20 protein-coding genes are annotated in these 19,048 nt (G+C 41.9%); 10 read left to right on the forward strand and 10 right to left on the reverse strand.

The features are described 5' to 3' along the window. Positions 1-47 precede the first annotated feature (47 nt). The gene (locus tag AACX33_RS09050; protein ID WP_193998132.1) at positions 48-554 is read right to left on the reverse strand and encodes an SRPBCC family protein; all 507 of its coding nucleotides are present in this window, start codon (positions 552-554) and stop codon (positions 48-50) included. Positions 555-914: 360 nt separating this feature from the next. Here AACX33_RS09050 and hemF point away from each other — a divergent pair, with 360 nt between their 5' ends. Both hemF and AACX33_RS09060 read left to right on the forward strand, forming a co-directional pair. Then, positions 915-1,958: an oxygen-dependent coproporphyrinogen oxidase gene (gene hemF / locus AACX33_RS09055; protein ID WP_193998133.1), complete on the forward strand. Its 1,044-nt coding sequence runs from the start codon at positions 915-917 to the stop codon at positions 1,956-1,958. A gap of 358 nt (positions 1,959-2,316) precedes the next feature. Further along, complete coding sequence (locus tag AACX33_RS09060; RefSeq protein WP_193998134.1) at positions 2,317-2,685, forward strand: anti-sigma factor antagonist; 369 nt, start codon at positions 2,317-2,319, stop codon at positions 2,683-2,685. 64 nt (positions 2,686-2,749) lie between these two features. Here the strand turns inward: AACX33_RS09060 and AACX33_RS09065 are convergent, their stop codons facing one another. Continuing rightward, entirely contained in the window at positions 2,750-3,343 is a 594-nt protein-coding gene (locus AACX33_RS09065) for a chromophore lyase CpcT/CpeT (RefSeq protein WP_193998135.1), read from the reverse strand. Positions 3,344-3,436: 93 nt separating this feature from the next. Between AACX33_RS09065 and psb29 the strand changes: the two genes are divergently transcribed. Further along, entirely contained in the window at positions 3,437-4,138 is a 702-nt protein-coding gene (gene psb29, locus AACX33_RS09070) for a photosystem II biogenesis protein Psp29 (RefSeq protein ID WP_193998136.1), read from the forward strand. Positions 4,139-4,267: 129 nt separating this feature from the next. Here psb29 and AACX33_RS09075 read toward each other — a convergent pair whose 3' ends face one another. From AACX33_RS09075 to AACX33_RS09085, 3 genes are all read right to left on the reverse strand, one after another. Continuing rightward, a complete protein-coding gene (locus tag AACX33_RS09075; protein WP_193998137.1) occupies positions 4,268-4,630 on the reverse strand; it encodes a phage holin family protein in 363 nt (120 codons plus the stop codon). A gap of 467 nt (positions 4,631-5,097) precedes the next feature. Beyond that, positions 5,098-5,679, reverse strand: coding sequence for an ExbD/TolR family protein (locus AACX33_RS09080; RefSeq protein ID WP_193998138.1), 582 nt, complete (start codon positions 5,677-5,679; stop codon positions 5,098-5,100). Positions 5,680-5,686: 7 nt separating this feature from the next. After that, complete coding sequence (locus AACX33_RS09085) at positions 5,687-6,457, reverse strand: MotA/TolQ/ExbB proton channel family protein (RefSeq protein WP_193998139.1); 771 nt, start codon at positions 6,455-6,457, stop codon at positions 5,687-5,689. 519 nt (positions 6,458-6,976) lie between these two features. Between AACX33_RS09085 and AACX33_RS09090 the strand changes: the two genes are divergently transcribed. Then, the gene (locus AACX33_RS09090) at positions 6,977-8,017 is read left to right on the forward strand and encodes a DUF262 domain-containing protein (protein ID WP_227788990.1); all 1,041 of its coding nucleotides are present in this window, start codon (positions 6,977-6,979) and stop codon (positions 8,015-8,017) included. Then, positions 8,014-8,469: a HEPN domain-containing protein gene (locus tag AACX33_RS09095; protein WP_193998140.1), complete on the forward strand. Its 456-nt coding sequence runs from the start codon at positions 8,014-8,016 to the stop codon at positions 8,467-8,469. The genes AACX33_RS09090 and AACX33_RS09095 overlap by 4 nt, the downstream gene beginning before the upstream one ends. Here AACX33_RS09095 and AACX33_RS09100 read toward each other — a convergent pair. Then, positions 8,462-8,665 carry a hypothetical protein gene (locus AACX33_RS09100; RefSeq protein ID WP_193998401.1) on the reverse strand — a complete coding sequence of 68 codons (204 nt, stop codon included), beginning with the start codon at positions 8,663-8,665 and terminating at the stop codon, positions 8,462-8,464. The genes AACX33_RS09095 and AACX33_RS09100 overlap by 8 nt on opposite strands. Before the next feature lie 115 nt (positions 8,666-8,780). Between AACX33_RS09100 and AACX33_RS09105 the strand changes: the two genes are divergently transcribed. Next, positions 8,781-9,062, forward strand: coding sequence for a YkvA family protein (locus AACX33_RS09105; protein WP_193998141.1), 282 nt, complete (start codon positions 8,781-8,783; stop codon positions 9,060-9,062). 82 nt (positions 9,063-9,144) lie between these two features. Here AACX33_RS09105 and AACX33_RS09110 read toward each other — a convergent pair whose 3' ends face one another. From AACX33_RS09110 to trmB, 3 genes are all read right to left on the reverse strand, one after another. Beyond that, positions 9,145-12,378 carry a glycoside hydrolase family 15 protein gene (locus AACX33_RS09110; RefSeq protein WP_193998142.1) on the reverse strand — a complete coding sequence of 1,078 codons (3,234 nt, stop codon included), beginning with the start codon at positions 12,376-12,378 and terminating at the stop codon, positions 9,145-9,147. A 149-nt stretch (positions 12,379-12,527) separates the two neighbouring features. Continuing rightward, on the reverse strand, positions 12,528-13,514 hold the full coding sequence (ygfZ, locus tag AACX33_RS09115) for a CAF17-like 4Fe-4S cluster assembly/insertion protein YgfZ (protein ID WP_193998143.1): 987 nt from the start codon (positions 13,512-13,514) through the stop codon (positions 12,528-12,530). Positions 13,515-13,586: 72 nt separating this feature from the next. Continuing rightward, positions 13,587-14,234, reverse strand: a complete 648-nt coding sequence (gene trmB, locus AACX33_RS09120) for a tRNA (guanosine(46)-N7)-methyltransferase TrmB (protein ID WP_193998381.1) — start codon at positions 14,232-14,234, stop codon at positions 13,587-13,589. A gap of 572 nt (positions 14,235-14,806) precedes the next feature. Here trmB and AACX33_RS09125 point away from each other — a divergent pair. Next, positions 14,807-15,916, forward strand: a complete 1,110-nt coding sequence (locus AACX33_RS09125) for a metallophosphoesterase family protein (protein ID WP_193998144.1) — start codon at positions 14,807-14,809, stop codon at positions 15,914-15,916. 25 nt (positions 15,917-15,941) lie between these two features. On the opposite strand, the gene AACX33_RS09130 is transcribed toward AACX33_RS09125, so the two are convergent. Next, positions 15,942-17,180: an FIST signal transduction protein gene (locus tag AACX33_RS09130; protein ID WP_193998145.1), complete on the reverse strand. Its 1,239-nt coding sequence runs from the start codon at positions 17,178-17,180 to the stop codon at positions 15,942-15,944. A 270-nt stretch (positions 17,181-17,450) separates the two neighbouring features. Between AACX33_RS09130 and AACX33_RS09135 the strand changes: the two genes are divergently transcribed. The 3 genes from AACX33_RS09135 to AACX33_RS09145 all read left to right on the forward strand — a co-directional run bounded on the left by AACX33_RS09135 (position 17,451) and on the right by AACX33_RS09145 (position 18,963). Beyond that, a complete protein-coding gene (locus AACX33_RS09135; RefSeq protein WP_193998146.1) occupies positions 17,451-17,684 on the forward strand; it encodes a Calvin cycle protein CP12 in 234 nt (77 codons plus the stop codon). A gap of 380 nt (positions 17,685-18,064) precedes the next feature. Further along, positions 18,065-18,658 carry a DUF3177 family protein gene (locus tag AACX33_RS09140; RefSeq protein WP_193998147.1) on the forward strand — a complete coding sequence of 198 codons (594 nt, stop codon included), beginning with the start codon at positions 18,065-18,067 and terminating at the stop codon, positions 18,656-18,658. A 5-nt stretch (positions 18,659-18,663) separates the two neighbouring features. Further along, positions 18,664-18,963, forward strand: a complete 300-nt coding sequence (locus tag AACX33_RS09145; protein WP_193998148.1) for a DUF7734 family protein — start codon at positions 18,664-18,666, stop codon at positions 18,961-18,963. Positions 18,964-19,048: the final 85 nt, after the last annotated feature.

Below are 19,048 nucleotides of genomic sequence, written 5' to 3' on the forward strand. Positions count from 1 at the left end.
CCCTGCTCCCTGCTCCCCTGCCTCTTCCCTCCCCTACTCCCCATTTCCTAAAAAAGTGAATTTTTATTTCCTGACACGGTTTGCAATGCCTTGTTTTCTACGGACTCCACTAGGGAACGTGCCACACGATCTGCATAAGGGCGGGATAATGACCAAATCAGGGGCGATAACCAACCCCGGAAGGTTACCGAATAAGACAAACAAGTTCCACAAACTGTTGACTCGACTCGGTAAGTCACCCGTTCTTCGATTCCTGGAATGGCCATGACTCGGATACTTAACATTTCGTTAGGTTTAACACGCTCTACGAAAATCCGGATGGGAATGGGCGAAAAGCGGGTGACGGCTTGGTAAATTAATCCGGGTTTGGGTACTAATCCGTAGGGAACGTTGGTACTTTTGAGCAATGGATGCCAGGACACGTCGGTTAAGTCAACTATCTTTAGCCATATTTCATCTACAGAAACAGAACTAATTTCTCGATAGGTCTTTACCAGAGAAGCGCAAAACCAGCGATGTTTGCGGTGGATGAATTTGGATAACCAACTTCGCATTTGCCTAAATCCTCCTCGCTATGCACTTGCTGATAACTCTGGTATGGTGAGTAACCCTGGATGACAGTACCTGATCAAGGTCTCAAAGTGGAGACCAGTTGTAGACTAATTAACCAGAGTCTGGTATTGATACCAGAATGTTTACATCAAGAAGTACAAATAAAACTCAGTCAATATACAAGCCTATACGCATTTGAGGGAAAATAACTCTAGTCACGCCCATTAATGGCGTAAATGCTCACAAGTAAAAAAAAAGTAGATTAGGCAAATTCGTCCTGATTATTGGCTCGTATTGCCCACAAATGTTTAAATGAACTAATTTGTGGTTTTTTGGAAATTGTAATTTAGGTTCGGGAATCTATGTTGACTAACTCGCAAACGCCAACTGTAGAAGCAGCATCATCTCAGTTTTTACCACCGACTGAGGCTAAGACTAGGGTTCGTCAGTTTATGCAACGGTTGCAAGACGAAATTTCGCAAAACTTGACGGAGCTAGATGGTGTCGGTAAGTTTAAGGAAGATGGTTGGGAACGCCCTGAAGGTGGTGGTGGGCGATCGCGCATCTTACGTGATGGAGCCATCTTTGAACAAGCAGGTGTAGGTTTTTCGGAAGTTTGGGGCGATCGTCTACCGCCTTCAATTTTAGCCCAACGACCTGATGCCGAAGGACACAGCTTTTATGTGACTGGCACTTCAATGGTTTTACACCCACGCAATCCTTATGTGCCGACAGTCCATCTGAATTATCGCTATTTTGAAGCTGGGCCAGTTTGGTGGTTTGGTGGTGGTGTTGACTTGACACCCTATTACCCTTTTGCCGAAGATGCAACACATTTACATCAAACGCTGAAGCAGGCTTGCGACAAGCATAACCCGGAGTATTATCCAGTGTTTAAGCGCTGGTGTGATGAATATTTCTACCTCAAGCATCGGAATGAGACACGGGGTGTCGGTGGTCTATTTTTTGATTATCAACACAGTGAAAGTGGTTTGTATGGTGGTACTGACCCTCATGGGGCGGCGGCTGCATACAGTGACCAAGTGGGAAAACCAGCACCACGCAGTTGGGAAGAATTGTTTGCTTTTGTCCAAGACTGTGGTGCAGCCTTTTTGCCTGCTTATGTGCCAATTGTGAAACGGCGACATGGGATGGAATATGGCGATCGCGAACGGAATTTCCAACTTTATCGTCGCGGCCGGTATGTAGAGTTTAATTTGGTTTATGACCGAGGCACGATTTTTGGACTCCAAACCAACGGACGGACAGAATCTATTTTGATGTCTTTACCACCCTTGGTGCGTTGGGAATACGGTTATCAGCCACAACCCAATACTCCAGAAGCCGAGTTGTATGAAACCTTCCTTAAACCTCAAGATTGGGTAAATTGGACACCTAGCGCTTAAAAGCTACTCATCAGTGTTGTGGTGAGTTAAACTACTAAATGTCACCGATAGGGCATCACAGGGACCTAAAGCCAAAGCTCAGGAAATGTCCGATGCGATGGGCTACGCCCTGCCGAAGGCTATCGCAGAAGTCACTGAGAAGCCTAGACTGTATTGCTGACAATTAGTTTAGTAGATGTCATCTGTATCTTGTTAATTTCAAGTATCAATACTGGATAATTCGGTGGCTGGTGAGTCAATTAACTGACAAAATCACTGGAAAGTTTTCTCGTGATGTGAAAGTAAAAATTCTCAAAACAAGTTTTTTTTGGCTCACCAATCCCAAACTCAATTTAGACTAGTGCCAGGGGGAGGCTTAGTGATTCAAATAGAACAAACCACATACACAACCCAAGATGACAATACCGTTATTGTCTTAACACCAGCAGGACGCTTAGATATCACTACAGCTTGGCAGTTTCGTCTGAAGTTACAGGAATGTATTTCCAAACTCAGTCACCATGTTGTTGTCAATCTCGGTCAGGTAAATTTTATTGATAGTTCTGGTCTCACGTCTTTGGTGGCGGGGATGCGTGATGCTGATAAAGTCAAGGGCAGTTTCCGTATCTGTAATGTACATCCAGAAGCAAAACTCGTATTTGAAGTCACAATGATGGATACAGTATTTGAAATCTTTGAAACCCAAGAGGAAGCTTTAGAAGGCGTACCCCGTAGTATCGCCAGTTAACAAAATGCTGCGTACAGACGCGATCAATCGCGCCTGTACAAAGAAAATTGGAGTCTCGTGAGTGTCAATACTGTTCTCGTTTTGTGTAGCGATAAGGGCCTAAAATGGCTCCCCAGGTGGCTTTGCCCGTATCCGAGTCAATTCCTTTATCGTAGCTGTGGAACTCTACGGCTGTGGCGACAAATCCCAAAGAAACTTGGACAGTCTGGTTCAGATAAGTAAAGCAGCAACGAGTATTTGGCGGTTGAGTAGCAGTAAACTGATAGCTGTTGGCAGCTAATGTTTCTGTAACTGTAAGGATGCAGCCTGGTAGTAAATCTAATTGATCCACCGTCAATGTTTTGAGTAAAGCCGGATTACGTCCTGCACCACTGAAGGCACTGGGATCTTTAAACATATAGTACTGTAGCTGCAAGGGTGCATCAGGACTGCGCCCCGACATCAACCGCATAATTCGCTGGCGATAGGGATGGTCTAAGTTGACAATATTAGCTTGCTCGGCAAACAAGGTGATACTGTCTTCTGTAAACAGATCCACTGGTCTTTGCCAAAGATGTAAATGGACAAACCAAGCGGAATCTGCTAAAGCTTGTTCTTGATTATCAAATTTACCAGCTAAATACTCACCCAGGGCAATTAAATTTGGCGCAAAACTCATAGATGACACTGATCGGAAACCTGAACTTGGCAAAGTAGCCTTTAAGCGACAAAATATAATAACGTCGCCCTTAACATTCTTAACATTTTATTTGTGAATAACGTCCGTACTGTTTCAGATACAAAGCGAGCTTTTTACTCTCTTCACACCCGGCCCATTAACACAATTTATCGTCGGGTGGTAGAAGAGTTGATGGTAGAAATGCATCTACTATCGGTCAATAGCGGTTTTAACTACAATCCAATTTATGCCTTGGGTGTCGTCACAAGCTTTGATCGCTTTATGCAAGGCTACCTACCAGAAAGAGATCAGGAATCAATTTTCCAGTCCTTATGTCAGGCTTTAGAGCAAGAACCGCAACGCTACCGACAGGATGCTGAACGGCTACAAGCTTTGGCTAAAAACATCCCAGTCAATGATTTAATTGCATGGTTAAGCCAAAGCACTCATTTAGATCGAGATTCTGACTTGCAAGCACAATTGCAAGCGATCGCTAACAATCCTGAATTTAAATACAGCCGCTTATTTGCAGTTGGTTTATTCACGTTGTTAGAACAGTCCGATCCAGAATTAGTCAAGGATGAAAAGCAACGCACTGAAGCATTTAAAACTATTGCGACTGGTTTACATCTATCTGATGAAAAACTCAGCAAGGATTTGGAACTGTACAGTTCTAACCTAGAAAAGATGGCTCAAGCGATCATAGTTATGGCAGATATGCTCTCGGCTGATCGCAAAAAACGCGAACAGCGTCAACAACAAACAACTACCCCAGTTGCTCCCCCAACTGAATAATTCGTAATTGATAACTCGTAATTCGTAATTGTTATCGACGGAAAAAAGTTTATTTTTTCCATAAATAAATAGATTGAGGAGTTATAACCTTAATTAATTACGAATTACGAACTACTAATTAGTAATTATTTACACGCCTAATAATTTGTAGATCAGGCTGTTGATGATCGTCAGGGTAAAAGCCCCTAGTACAGCACTCCAGATGCCAAAACGGAGGCGAAACCCCTCGACTAACCAAGCCGCGATACTAAAACAGACCACGGCAATCATAAATGTGAAAATGCCGGATAACAAATCCAATGTCAGTAAGTTTGGTACTGTAAATATGAGGCTTAAAATTGGTCTCACTACTGCTGTGACAATACCGAGAACTGCCGCCGAAAAAAAGGCTTTTTTGGGAGAGTCAACTTCAACTCCCAAAGGCAGTTTACTAATAATCAACAAGCTGATAGATGTTACTACCCAAACAATTAAAAGCGTCACAATATTCATGCCACAACCCTTGAAACGCGAACGGTGATTGGCGCTAAATTACTAAGTCTGACGATAAAGAAATTTTTGAAGCTTCACCAATTATTTGTAAATTAACAGATTTTTTGATCTAAACAGAAATTATTTCGGATATCTTTAGGTTTAGCTTAAATAACTTGCAAACAAAGGTTTTTGACCTCACCTCGTCTTTGAATTACGTGAAGTCCTCCCCTCTTCTTACTAATCATCGTATACACACAAGTCCTTCCTCTCTGCGTTTGAGCCTGTTTTACCCCCTAAATCCCCCAAGTTTGGGGGACTTGGAAAATTCTTGTTCACCCATAATTGAGGGTTAGGGGGCGATTCGATCACTTGTGTGTACACCGTCGCTTCTTACTAAGGAGAGGGGTTGGGGGTGAGGTTGTGTACTTGATTAAATCCGCAGTCCAAGGGGAATTTTTGTCTCCCCTTGTTGAGCAATTTCACTGTTAAGGGGTAGGAGTTGTTTCAGGTGCTACAGGTACTTGGGGCGCTAGTTCGTTGGGGAAAACTGGGGTCATCATCTCAGGATTTACCCCCGGAACTGGTGCCGGTACGGCTCCCGGACTCATGGGAAAATTGGGTGGATTAAATGAGTCGTTGGGTAGTTGAGATGGGCCTGGTATAATTCCCAAGGATACGCGATCGCCACCCACTTGCCGCATCAAGTCTAAGATTGTAATCACATCATTGTAGGTGGCTGTGCGTGATGCATTTAGCACTAAAATCCCACTGGGGTTGGCTTGGAGATATTGCCTTAAGCTTTGTGCTAGCTGATCTCGTTGTACAGGCTGTTTTTCTACGTAAAGATTACCTACGGCATCAATAGTCACAATTTGAGTGGCAGCCTGTGAGGTGACACCAGGAACTGTACTTGTAGTAGCTTTGGGCAAATCAATATTAATTGCCTGTTGTCGAGTAAATTGCAAAGCTGCCAACAGAAAGAAGGTCAGGATACAAAAAACGACATCAATTAAGGGAAGGATTTGAATTTGTGCTTCTTCAACTGGAGTTTGCAGATTAACTTTCATTTGTTAACTAAGTCTCAGGATCTAGAGGATCTAAGGAATCAGGTGTATTATTCGGGGGTTCAGGAGGTTTAGGAAACGGTTTTTTATCTCGCTTGCGGGGAGGATGAGCAATTTCTCGTGTAGATTCCTCCGTGATTACGGAGGCAATTTTGTCATAGTCAGGCGGAGACTGACGATATAACAATTCCATCTCATTTCCCGCCTTGCGAAAAATTTTCACTTGGTCAACTACAAAACTTTGAAATAGGCGATAGAACACTAGACTGATAATCGCAACTATCAATCCAGTAGCTGTACTGATTAAAGATTCACCAATACCAGTAGTCACACCAGCTGTAGACTCAGTACCCAAATCGCCAATGCGAATTGAACGCAAAGACTGGATCAAACCCAAAACCGTACCCAGCAATCCCAACAGAGGTGAGAGGGCGATGATGGCTTCTAAAAGTTTTTCACCCCGGCGCATTCCCGCTAATTCATCTTCGGCGGTGGACTCTAATGCTAGTCGGAAGGTTTCCGGATCACGTTTCGGATAGCTTAAGGGGGCATAGAGAAACCTTCCCACAGGCTGATGGGTGGCATTTTTGGCAATATCGGCAGCTACTTCCCAACTATCCTGGGCGGCGTTGAGGACACGATCCACTATTTCCTTTTCTTGAGTCATGATTCGCAACCAGAACCACAGACGCTCGAAAATCACACTGATAGACAGAACTGACAAAACAAGCAGGGGCCACATGGCTGGGCCGCCCTTTTCAAACAAATCTAAAATATCCACTGGTTAGGTTTCCTCCCTCCATTTCTACAGCAGCAATCCCAAGGCATTTTAATTCTAAAGATTAATGCATAATTACCATATTCTTATACAAAATCGTCGGACAGATATTTGACGACAGAGAATCAGTAGCGTCTTCCATATTACCTGGGGCAGGTCTATTTCATTCTGCGTTGCCCAATATTGCTAACCATTCTCCTAAAATAGTTGTTGCTCATACCTTGTTAGGTTGTAACTGTTCGCTGAGTGCGACAATATACCAGAAATACTCAAATTGCATGGTGGGGAATGTTAAGAGCGATCCCTTTGGCGGTTCGCGTAGCGAGCATCGGATTTAAATTATGGCAATGTCTTAAGCAAAAGCCCATTCTTGGTTGCTTAAAACTTGTTTCAGGTCAAGTTAGATGGTTTTACCTTATAGTATGATGTCCAGAGGATCTTAAATGAAAGCAGCTTATAAACTAGCGGGTAGGCTACGATCTAAGAGTATGTGCAACCTAAGCACTAATCTACTTAGCATAAATGTATAAAGAACCTATGAACTACGATATAAAAACAAGCGAAAGTCCCAGGCTAGAAGTAGAATATTACGGTGCTGACTTTCCTGTTGATACATTAGTGAAACGGATGGAAGACGAAGAATTTATTATTCCAGAGTTTCAGAGAAAGTATGTTTGGAAAGAAGAAGAAGCATCACGCTTTATTGAAACCTTGCTACTTGGTCTTCCTAGTCCTGCACTCTTTCTCGCTAAAGATAAGTTTTCTAAAAAATATCTTGTTATAGATGGACAGCAACGGCTGAAAACTTTGCAGTATTTCTTTCAAGAATCTTTTTCTAATGGGAAAAATAAAGTATTTAAGCTTAAAGGTGTTGTCCCACAGTTAGAAGGCTTAACTTATTCCACATTACCTCCATCGGAGCGACGTGACCTTGACAATGCAATAATCCACTGCATAATCATATCTGAAAATTATGATCCGCGTGGAATGTTTTATCTATTTGAACGACTTAATACTACTGGGACTCCCTTAAAAGCGCAGGAAATTCGGAATGCTCTTTATCATGGTTCTTTTAGCGAATTGCTTCAAGATTTATCAAAAAATGAAATCTGGAGAGAGCTTTATGGTAAGGAAGATATTCGCGCTAATGAACAAGAGCATATTTTAAGATTTTTGGCTCTACATTTCGATTTAGAAAATTATTCAGGTGATATGATCAATTTTTTAAATCAATTTATGTTAAAAAATAAAGATTTAGATATAATTTCCGAAAACGAGATAAAAAATATATTTTTCAAAACAATATCTTTCCTCAAAAATTGTATAGGAACTAAAGTTTTTTATGAGAAAAAATCATTCAACATTCTTTTTGATACCGTCATGCTTCTAACTGCTCAAGAGTTAGAAAAAGGTTTGGAATGTTCAAAATTTAAAAAATTTTACGAATTGCTGATTCATGACAAGCATTTCTGGTCATTAGCTAAACCCTCGACCACAAGTAAAAAAAATCTCATGACGAGGCTGGAGGATGTTAGAGAGCTTTATAGAAATACGCAGTTATGAATCAATCTATATTAGCTCATCGTCAGAAAATAGATAATTTATTTAAAAAAGTTGCTTGTTTTACAGAACCAGAGATTCAAAGTGAATGGTCAAAATATCTATGTATCTTGATATCAGGATTCATTGAGGAATCTTTAAGGGTTTTATTAGAAAAATATTGTGAAAAGAAAGCTACAAAAAATATTCAAAAATTTGTGACCAAACAGATAGAATCTATAACAAACTGTAAAACAAGTAGAATTACCGAAATATTAGGCAAATTTAGCGAAACTTGGCAAAGCGAATTCACTGAAAAAATTGGTGATGAAATAAAAGACTCTATAGATAGTGTGGTGATTAATCGTCATAAAATAGCTCATGGTAAAAGTGTCGGTATGAGCTACCATAGTGTATCTAATTGGTATAAGAATGTCAAAAAGGCTGTAGAAATTTTAGAAGAAATAATCAAGTAACTTTTATACCTATTTCCCAAACACTGGCGACTGATAGCCATAATTCATTATTTTCATCTACAATGTGTGCGATCGCCTCCTCATTCAAACGCTCTGGTTGGGCTAACCGCCCAAGAGGATGCTCAGGTGCTAAAATCTCCAACATTTCCTGTTTATCAGCTTGGGGAGGAGGAATATCACCAATAACCTCAACCAAAAAAAACGGGTAAATTCTGAATCGTCAAATGTGACCCTGCTATTTGGGGCGGTTATTCCTACCGGGAATTTTTCGCATAATTTGTCAAAATTAAAAATAACTGGAGGGTCAATATATGAATTTTTCAATCCAATCACTGTACACCTGGTATCGGAATTTGCTGCGGAATCCCAAGTACCGTTGGTGGGTAATTTTAGGAACACTGGTTTATATTCTCAGCCCCATAGATTTTGTACCTGACTTTATACCCATTTTCGGACAAGTTGATGACGTTTTAGTTTTGTCTGTGCTTTTTACTGAGTTGTCTGGGTTGGCGATCGCTGCTTTGAAGGCTCGCAAGGGTTCTGAAGAACCTAGTGCTGAAACTGTTGATGTTGATGCTGTGTCTGTTAAGTAGGAGTTTAAACGCAGAGTCCCGCGGAGGTCAGCGCAGAGGTACGCTGAGAAGGATCTCCCTCATCGTCTCCGCTGCTTTGCGTTTAGATATCCTCCATAAATTCTGTCAAGAATCTAAAGGCTTTCAGAATACAATTTACACAATCTTGAGGTGAGGTATTATAAAAGGAGTTCCAGGCTGAGGCTTTATCTTCATCATAGCGATCGCCTCTTTCGGGATGCTGTTCTAACCATGCTAACCGCACTGCATGGCCAATTAATACATCTAAGACTATATACTCTTCAATTTGTAAGCTGGGATTATTAGCCACTATTGTCGCTAATTCCATTAAGGCTTCAATATTCACTTTGCGGTATTCGGGAGCTTCAATTTTATTCAGTAAATGTTCGATTCTCAGGGCAAAGTTCTTTTCGCCGGGGGTCATTTCGGATAAAATCAATTCACTATCTAAACGATTGCGGCGCTCTAGTTTATCGCCAATTACAATTCCTTTACAATGTTTCATTAATAGCCAAACCTGCTGGAAGAAATCTTTGGGTACGCGGTTTAGCGCTCCTTCTGCTTGACGAAATCTCCGCCAGCCACCTGGGGGAACTGTGCTTTCTTCTTTTTCATTTGTGGGTAGAACTACCCAAGCAATATCAGTTTCTTTTTGCTTAACGTGCAGTGATTCCTGCTGGCGTAACAATTTACTTGTGCCTGTGTAACCGGTTAATACTTGATGCAAGCGCATTTTTACTTCAAAAGGTGAAAGTTCCATCAAGCGTTCATAGGCTTCATCTTGAGTCACACCCAATTCTTGGGCTAATTCACTGGTAATTAATAAGATCAGATAGCCAACTCTCAGAGTTAGCAAACCTTGAAACAGTTCAGGTTCCGATCGCATTAACACCCCAAGATAGATGATAATTTCTTGTGTGAGGACGCGATCGCGGATATCTTCACGACAAAAATGATTAATTTTCTCAGTAATTTCCTTGTGGGGCATAGGTACAGAAATCAGTGAAGACTGACTGTAAGCTCTACCCACAGCAATTTGCTTTCCCCTCACCAAAATACTCGTGACTGTATCTGACAAGCCGATATCAACCATCTGTCTTAATCCAGCCGCCCGACGCACCACCGCCCAAATGCCTAAATCCCCGGCTTTGGTGTAGACTTCATCGAGTAAATCAGCTGCTGTTACGGGACGTTGTGGACCACCAAAACCTGTATCAAATGTTAGCCCCTGCAAACGAATTAAAGTTTGTAATAACTCAATTTGTTCATAGATATTTTCTGATGAGCGCAAAGAAGAAAGCAGCAATTTCAAGTTGGTTTCGCATTCCATCTGGAATTCTTGGGTATGTCCTAAACGCCAGTTTCCCCCAGGATGATAAGCCAAGTAATAGCAACGAAGCCCGGCATTTTGCATCGGCGATTGGGTGAAGTCTGCATCTTGAAGAAAATCAATCCTTTGCATCTTCGATGTCAGCATCAATTGATTTAGTCGTCCCAATTTTACCTGGACACCGTTACACACTCCATCTTTCAGTTCTTGCATCAGTTCTAATAAAGCCTCAGAACCGATTTCTAACATGGTATGGGTCAACATTAAAGTCAAGGTAGGACGACCCAAATCAATCCAATAATCTTGAATGTAAGCGAGTTCACTTCTGATTTGATCGAGGAGAAAGTGGTAATCAAGGGTTAAATAAAACTGTTGCGAATCCAAAAACGAAGGTAAAAATACAATTGTCTCACCGTGAATCCGAAAAAATCGAGATGTAGTCAAACTCCGCAAACGCCGCACTGGACGACCAGTTAAACCCAGTTTGTTATTCCGGCCAATTTGAGTATAAATAGCGGAAAGTTCGCCAGCTTTTCTGACTTGAATCGGTTCTACTTGCTTTGGTGTTTGAGTTTCAATTCCATGAACTTCTAGTTTTGCTTGTAAATCTTCATCCTCAGCTATCAAGGCAATTTGTACCAAAGCCTCCCGATTTTTTCTCCCACACAAATGTCTTCCTAGAGGATCAATATCCCCAACTGCTATTAAGCCTTCATTTAATAGCTGACCGAGAAAATATAAACTTTGCGCCCAGACTAAGGGGATATTTTCGTTAGGTAACCGAGTTTGACTTTGGGGCTTTAACCTTTCAGCTTCTACGTTTTCGGCTGGTACATAATAAAGTTCTGGTAATAAACCTATACCATCACGTTCAATGAGTAATGACTGCAAAAGTTCTTGGTACTCTTTAACTTGCTGGCTGTTACCGCGAAATAACCCATCTAAAAATAAATAAGTGAAAAATAAAGGCCATTCACATTCAATATGCTCGAATTGCTTCAGTTCCGCAGGTTCGTAATGTAAGCGCTGACCATCTTCCAAAACCGTTTGGTGTCCATCACGCAAAAAGCGTTTGCAGCCGTATTTTCCTTGGAGTTTATGAACAATATCATTAAATGTGCGATCGCGAAGCGTCTCCGTAGGAGAATCGCGTAGTTGCACATCTTCGATCGCAAAGGCTGGATAACTAATAATACTTAACAGTGCGGCATCAATTTCTTTAGAAGCCGATTCTCTCGGTAACAAAGATTCCAAAGTAATTCGGGCGCGGGCGATTTCATCTGGTAGAACGTGAATTACTGAGGCTTGACTACCACGCACACCAAACAAATCTAGTCCATTGATAGCTTCTAACGCTGCTTTAGCCATACCCACTGAACTAGCATTTAATTCAGCACTACCATGATTAATTTTATTACCTCGTTCCCAAATGCCAAAATCTGGTGTGCGGTAAGCGCGTCCAATGTAGTAAACCAAGTTTTGCACAAAATTTACTTCATCAATGGTGTAAATAATTTGCAATCCCGAAGCGGTCATTTGTGCCAGCATCAGTAAAAATATAGATGTAGCATCAAGTTGCAAATGTCCCCATTCGTCATCACCAACCACGATATCGGCAGTAGCGGTGTTGTATTTGGCGTGTAAACCATCCAGGGGCGACTGAGTATGTTTAAATTGCTCTACTTTATGGGATTGACGCAACATCGCAAATAGCAGCCCCCGCATCAGCTTGGTGACACTATGCTCTAGTTCATAGGTGCGTCCCTTATCTTCGTCAATCTTGCGATATGCAAGTGCTAAACCCCAAACTCCCAAAATGCTGTAAACGTTATCTCGTACCCAAGCATCTGTATAATCACCGTGGGCGGTTATTGCTGTACTCGCAGGAAGCAAACCAGTAATTGGATTCTGACGCGCTAGGATAATCGTCTTGATTTGCTGGTAGTAATGTTCCAATCGAGCTGGCAATTCGGTGACTGTTTTCATAATTTTATTTTGGGAAAGCTGGCGAAATTAGAATGGGTAAGAGAAGATTTATTTAACCGCAGATGAAATAGACCTTTTCTTGTGGAGACGTTTCATGAAACCTCTCTACATTCTTTGTTTAAAATGTTTATTTTTGAATTTTAAATTGTTTATTCAGGGTATTGATGAGAAACAAACGGTATTTCTACTATTTCACCTTCAACTTCTCCTACTTGGACTTTTAAGCCAACACCGCCAGCTTTGCTGCGAATGTAACCTAGTCCAAAATGACCATTAGCAGTTTCAGTATAACTGGTCAGCTTACCAACTTTTTCATCTCCAATCGTAATCGCACTACCAACTGATGCAGGTGCATTCAAGCGGATACCCCAGAGGTATTGTTTTACACCTTTATATGTATTTAATCGGGCGATGGTTTCTTGACCGATATAGCAACCTTTGTTAAAAGAAATTGTTTGCCATAAACCGACTTCTAAGGGATTGTAATCATCTGTCAGTTCCGCATCTGGGGCTGGTCGCCCTTGTAGAATACGTAACATATCCCAAGCGCGATCGCTCAATTCTACCGCCCCTAATTCTAAAATCTTTTGCCATACTTGCTCTTTTTCGGAACTTGGCAAAATCAGCGTATATCCAGGTTCCGCCAATCCACTACCCACAGCCACTATTACCCCACCTTCAAGTAAGAGATGATTACCGTAGGGTTGACCGATGATTGAGCCAGCACCCAGCTTTTCTATAATACTGTCACTTTTTGCACCGATGAGGCTGAAGGTTGATGTTTCATCTGTGACATCTTGCAGTTGCACTTTATCAGCATAAAAGATGTAGCGATCCAGCCATTGAAAGAGAGCTTGACGACGGCTAGGGGAAGTCAGCAACAACACTGCATCCTCTAAAACATAGGCGCTCACTAGGTCAATCGTCCGGGCGGTGGATGAAACCATCACGGTATCACAGCCTTGTCCTGGCTTGAGGCTTTGAAAATCGTTAGTGCTTTGATTGTGTAAAAACCTGATACGGTCATCGTTAGAAACACGGATGCGTCCCCAATGAGAGCGATCGCATACAGCAACCCCTTCTGTTGCGGCTTGGATAGCTGCTGCGTCTTTAACGTCAATTGCAGATGTTGGCATAGTGATGAAGAGTTGCCCTGTTTTAAAATTATCGCCTAGCAAATCTTAGCAAATAAAGGTTTATGGCTTCAATTAGGGTACTGAAGATTTTTTGACAAAAATAGCCCGATAAACTGGTTCACCTTTGTTTTGAGTCCCTATTTCCCGTTCTGTCGCCACTGGTAAAGGGTTTTGTGTTAACCATTCTTCTGTCCCCAGTTGCTCAAAAGCGGCATTTTCGGCAAAGCGATCGCGCATTTCTACAGCGACAAACTCAATATCTGATTGCAGAAACACAATTCCCCCAACCGCCAGATAATGAGCTAATTCTGCCACTAATTCCGGTTGTACTACCCGGCGTTTCGCATGGCGGTTTTTAAACCAAGGATCGGGAAATTGAATGGTGACACGCTGTAAAGTCCCTGTAGGTAGAGAAGATAACAGCGAGCGCAATGAGTTATTCACATTGCAAAATAAATAATGGAGATTAGTTAAACCCAACTCACCGCGTAACTGATTCGCCTCCACCACCAACGGTTCCCGAATTTCCAAACCCAGGAAATTCCAGTTGGTTTCTATCTGCGCCATTTGCACCAAAAACCTGCCCTTAGCGCAGCCAATATCTAGATGTAGTGGTTGGGTTGGCTGTGGATAAACTTTTTCCCATTCTAGGGCATTTGCTGGCGTTTGATACTTTTTTGCCAGTGGATTTACGTGTTGGCGGACTCGGACTACTGCCAAAATTGATACTCCTACTTTCTTGAAAAACGAGCGTGAATAGGCGATCGCGTCAGCGCTGCGAAGCGATCGCAATACTAATAATATTACTTTCTTGGATTTCAGACTATGACTATGAGAATAGTACGGGAATGCGAGGAGACAAGCTAGTACAAGTTAGCGTAAATCAACAGAGCATTCAAAATCCATGAAAAGCCCATTTTATAAACTTTTTGACTTTTGACTTTTGACTTCACGGCGGTACTAGGGGGATACGTCGATTTCCATTCTGATGTGAATGACATTGCAGAATACGCTCAAGGAAATTTGCTATGGGAATTTTCTCATCCTTTTTGTAGTGATGATTCTTTCTACTTTTTTATCGAAGATGCGTGATTTTAGTGAAGTCGAATTTTACTTCGTATGTGATTAAGCTAAGGGGGCGAAAAAATAGCCTGAAAAGGTAAATTTATCAACTTGGTACTAATTAGAAAAAATCAGACTTAAAAGTGCTACTACACAATATTTATAAGCAAGCGTTATACTTTGTAGAAAAGAGTTTTTTTAGCTTGCTTTTAACATTATCGTAGAAATCAATGGCTCCAAATTTTCGCTTTGCCGTAGTTAGCGACCTACATATTGCCCTTCCCCATACTATCTGGGATCATCCTAGCCGATTTCATCTGGTGGAGGTGAGTATCCCAGCTTTTGAAAGTGTAATAGAACATTTAACACAACTTAATTTAGATTTCCTTTTGCTTCCAGGAGACTTAACTCAGCACAGCGAACCCGAAAATCATCTCTGGTTACAACAAAGATTAGCCAAGCTACCTTTTCCTACCTATGTTGTTCCTGGTAATCATGACGTTCCTGTGGTCATGGCAAATGAGCAATCAATTGGGTTTGCTGATTTTCCTCATTATTACCGCAAGTTTGGTTACGAAAATCCTCGGCAACTTTACTATACACATCAATTGTTGCCTGGAGTTCGGCTAATTGGTTTGAATTCTAACTTTTTTAATGCAGAGGGTGAGCAAGTAGGGCGTTTGGATACTGAACAACTCAAATGGTTAGAAGAGGTACTAGCAGCCGCAAAGGATGAATTAGTCCTGGTAATGGTACATCACAATGTGGTTGAGCATCTGCCCGAACAATCGCGCCATCCCATAGGTAAGCGCTATATGTTAGAAAATTCTCCCCAACTGTTGCAAATCCTGCGACATTATGGAGTCAAGTTGGTATTTACAGGACATTTACACATTCAGGATATTGCTTACTCACAAGGCGTTTATGACATCACCACTGGTTCTTTAGTTAGTTATCCTCACCCTTATCGTGTGTTTGAGTTTCAACAGGATAACTACGGTAGAGAATGGCTCCAAATTTTCTCACATCGAGTAGAAACAGTACCTGATTTTCCTAAGCTGCAACATTTTTCACGCCAGTGGATGGGCGATCGCTCTTTCCCCTTCCTGGTTAAACTATTAACTCAGTATCCCTTAAACCTCCCATTGGCAGAGGCAGAAAAATTAGCTCCTGTTCTGCGCGACTTTTGGGCAAATATTGCCGATGGGGATGCTTTGTTAGACTATCCCCAATTTCCCGCAGCAGTGAGTCGCCATATTCAGTCCTATGGTGCGATCGCCAGTGGTATTCCTACCCTAATTGATAACAACAGCACTCTTTTGTTAGGGAAGGGCAGATGAGGGAGCCGGGAGCCGGGGGAAAGACTCAGAACTCAGCACTCATTTGGCGGCAAATCCCAAAAACTGAGGTATAGCCATGTACAAAAGTACTACCACCAACCGGGCCGATTTCGCCATTACAGAAAAAGCCACCTATGGGGATATCGTGAATGTAGCGCCTAAATAACTCGGAATCAAAATTAGACTTGCCGTAAAGACCTTGACCACGACCCACACAGGCAAACATCAAAGCCGCCGCCGCCGAGGGTTGGGAAAATTGTTGACTTTGATAACGTTCTAGAAGTAATTCCAAGTCTTCCGCCGAGGCTTCTGCATCACGCAGTTGGAATTGTAGACGTTGACCAGGACGGACGATATCTCCAATGGCGATCGCCCCCGCAGATGGATCTACCCCCAAGATGCTGCGAATTAAAAAATCTCCCTGTTGTAAAGACAGCTTAAATTGATCCATCACTATGCCCACAAACAGAGAGTGCTGTGCCAACATCCGCTCTTGTTCACTCAGGCTACTAATCAAATCTCTTAGCACCACCAGAGGCACTTTTTCATCTAGTTCCAAAATGATATTACGTTCAGCTTTTGTGACTTGCATCGGCTGGCCGATGGGTCTGCAACCTTGAGCCACAATAGTTTCTAAAACAATATTGCCACTCAAAGCCAAACCTACCGTTCCCTCACGATACAGGCGTTGCTGCTGCTCGCCGGAGGCATCATGACAAAACAGAGATATCTGACTTGCACCCCCCGTGCTAGCCTGTCCCCCGATGATCACCGAGCCAGGGTAGGCAAAATCCAACCCCTGCAATAAATCATTAATTCTCGAAGAAAAGGCACTAGACAGCAAAATGAATTGGGGCGCTGGAGATGGTTGCACACCAATCAAATTTATCCAAGCATCTGGTGAACTATCCATGTCAGGTAATTCTTCTGCCAGAACATGAAAAACTTGTATATTCACACCTGGCAAATACCCCAAAGTAAGGCTGATAGCAGGTTGTGCCTCTAATTCTTGAGGTTCTCCCGTAGCTGTAGTACCAATTACACCACCACCACTACAGCCAATCATTACAGGTACTGAAAGTTGTTCAGCCAGCAAAGGTAAAAGCCGGGAATACTCACTCGCAAAAGCAGACGAAATGAATACCAGCCCTAAATCAGCAGGTACTGTTAAGGACGAGACAGCCTGTTGTACTACATCTGTAACAGCTGCTTCTAAAGAAGGACGGGTTGATAGGGCATTTGCCCACTGCATTTGGTCTGCCATGAATTTTGGGCTAATTTTTTTGTTAGTCTAGTAGTATTTGATTTTTGCCCCTACTACATATACTAAATATATTGTATGATTATACTTTCATAGTACGGATACTACAAATAATGCTTCATAGATCCCGAACTGTTGTATTCAGCGTGGATGATTAAGCTAAAATACTTAACGTAACTGCTAAGTGGTTAGAATGGTTAACTATAGAACAAAAAGATGCCATTCTTGAAGTTTTTCTATACTGCTACGAAAATTACACAAAGAGACTAAACTATGAGCGATATCCAAGAAAAGATCCAAGAAACCATCGAAACAGAAGTAGAACAAGCTCGTACTGTCTGTGACATCTCAGGTAGCAACTCGGCTGAGTGTGCGGCCGCTTGGGATGCAGTGGAAGAACTGCAAGCTGAAGCCGCCCACCAACGTAGCAAGAAGCCAAAAAATTCACTAGAACAGTACTGTGACGATAACCCAGAAGCTGCTGAATGCCGGGTTTACGAAGACTAGAAAGTGAGTCGGTAAATTTGTTTTTGCCGCATAAGCAAGCAACTGGAATCTACTTACTGATATCTTGCACCTTGGCGCTAAACCCAGATGAAATCGAAATCCATCCCTTGGAGAAATTCTAGGTTTGGGTGAGTCTAGGAAGTTTCTATTGAGGGTCGATGATCCTGAAGACGAACTTCCAGCCATTTAAAAATCGGGTTTTTTTGGACTTACTAGTTCATAACTTCGGGGCGAGTTCCGTAACTCTGCCGATGACGCTGTAGGATGATGCCAGATACTTAAGTTTAACTTCTGCCAGTTGCTTGTTTTTTTTGCCGAGAAATTAGGCAAATCCCCGAATAATTGATTCAAATTTATTATTGCTAATCTAAAAAAAAATTATGAGTGAAGTTTGGTTTCGCCAGCTTGTCTGGATTGACTATCGACTGGCATTGTTATTTTTAGTATTTATTCCTCTAATTCTGCTAATTTGGGCATTTGTACAAAAAGCCGAAGGGATGCAACGCCTGTTAACCATTTACTGGCGAGTATCCAGTCTGCTAGCCATCACGATTTACTTGATGATTGCTCAGTACCCAGTTAGCTTTATCTCCGCCTGGATGGCGAGAATCCTGATTCCCATTTCCCTCTGGTTTTGGGTGGATCTCAATGATGAAATTGATTATCAAGCAAATACCCCTTTGAAGCTGATTTTTAACTCTTGGCGCTGGGGTATCACTGTTTATTCGATTTTGGGTGCAATAGCCATGATTCCGTTTGTGGGGTGTGCTGTCTCAGCAACCGCAATTAAAAGTTCCTATTGTCAAGTTTGGTTTGAAGCACCCTTACTCTTTAAACAATATTTTCATTACAATAGCACACCTGCTTTTTTAGGCTTTCTGGGGATGGTGAGTTTAATCATTTATGTAGTGTGCTTGAGCTACTTTTTCCTCGTTAAGCTTGCTAAACAGGGACGTTCAGCTACACAACAATAGGTAAGATGAATAATTCCATTGGTAAGCGCCTGGAAGAATACACCATCAAACGCCCCCAAGAAGTCTTACTAGTAACAGTGAAAATAGCCAATGAGCAAGATAAAATTGCCATTTTTAAAGGTTTCTCTAGTTCCTTGATGCGTCCCACTGCATTTGATCCCGATGTACCAGTTATTCCAGATGAAGCCATAATTCTCAGTGTCGATCGCATCAAAAGCCCTTACAATCCTGAAGCTCCCAGTTATATCCAACAAGGAATTTCTGCGGAAGCTATGCAAGATTTACTCTTTGAAATTGGTGTTTAACAGTTATTGGTCATTAGTCATTAGTCATTAGTTATTGGGAAGTTACCGTCTTCTCCCCCCTGCTCCCCGCTCCCTGCTCCCCTAC

This window comes from Nodularia sp. LEGE 04288 (assembly GCF_963896525.1).
In the GTDB taxonomy this organism is placed as follows: Bacteria; Cyanobacteriota; Cyanobacteriia; order Cyanobacteriales; family Nostocaceae; genus Nodularia.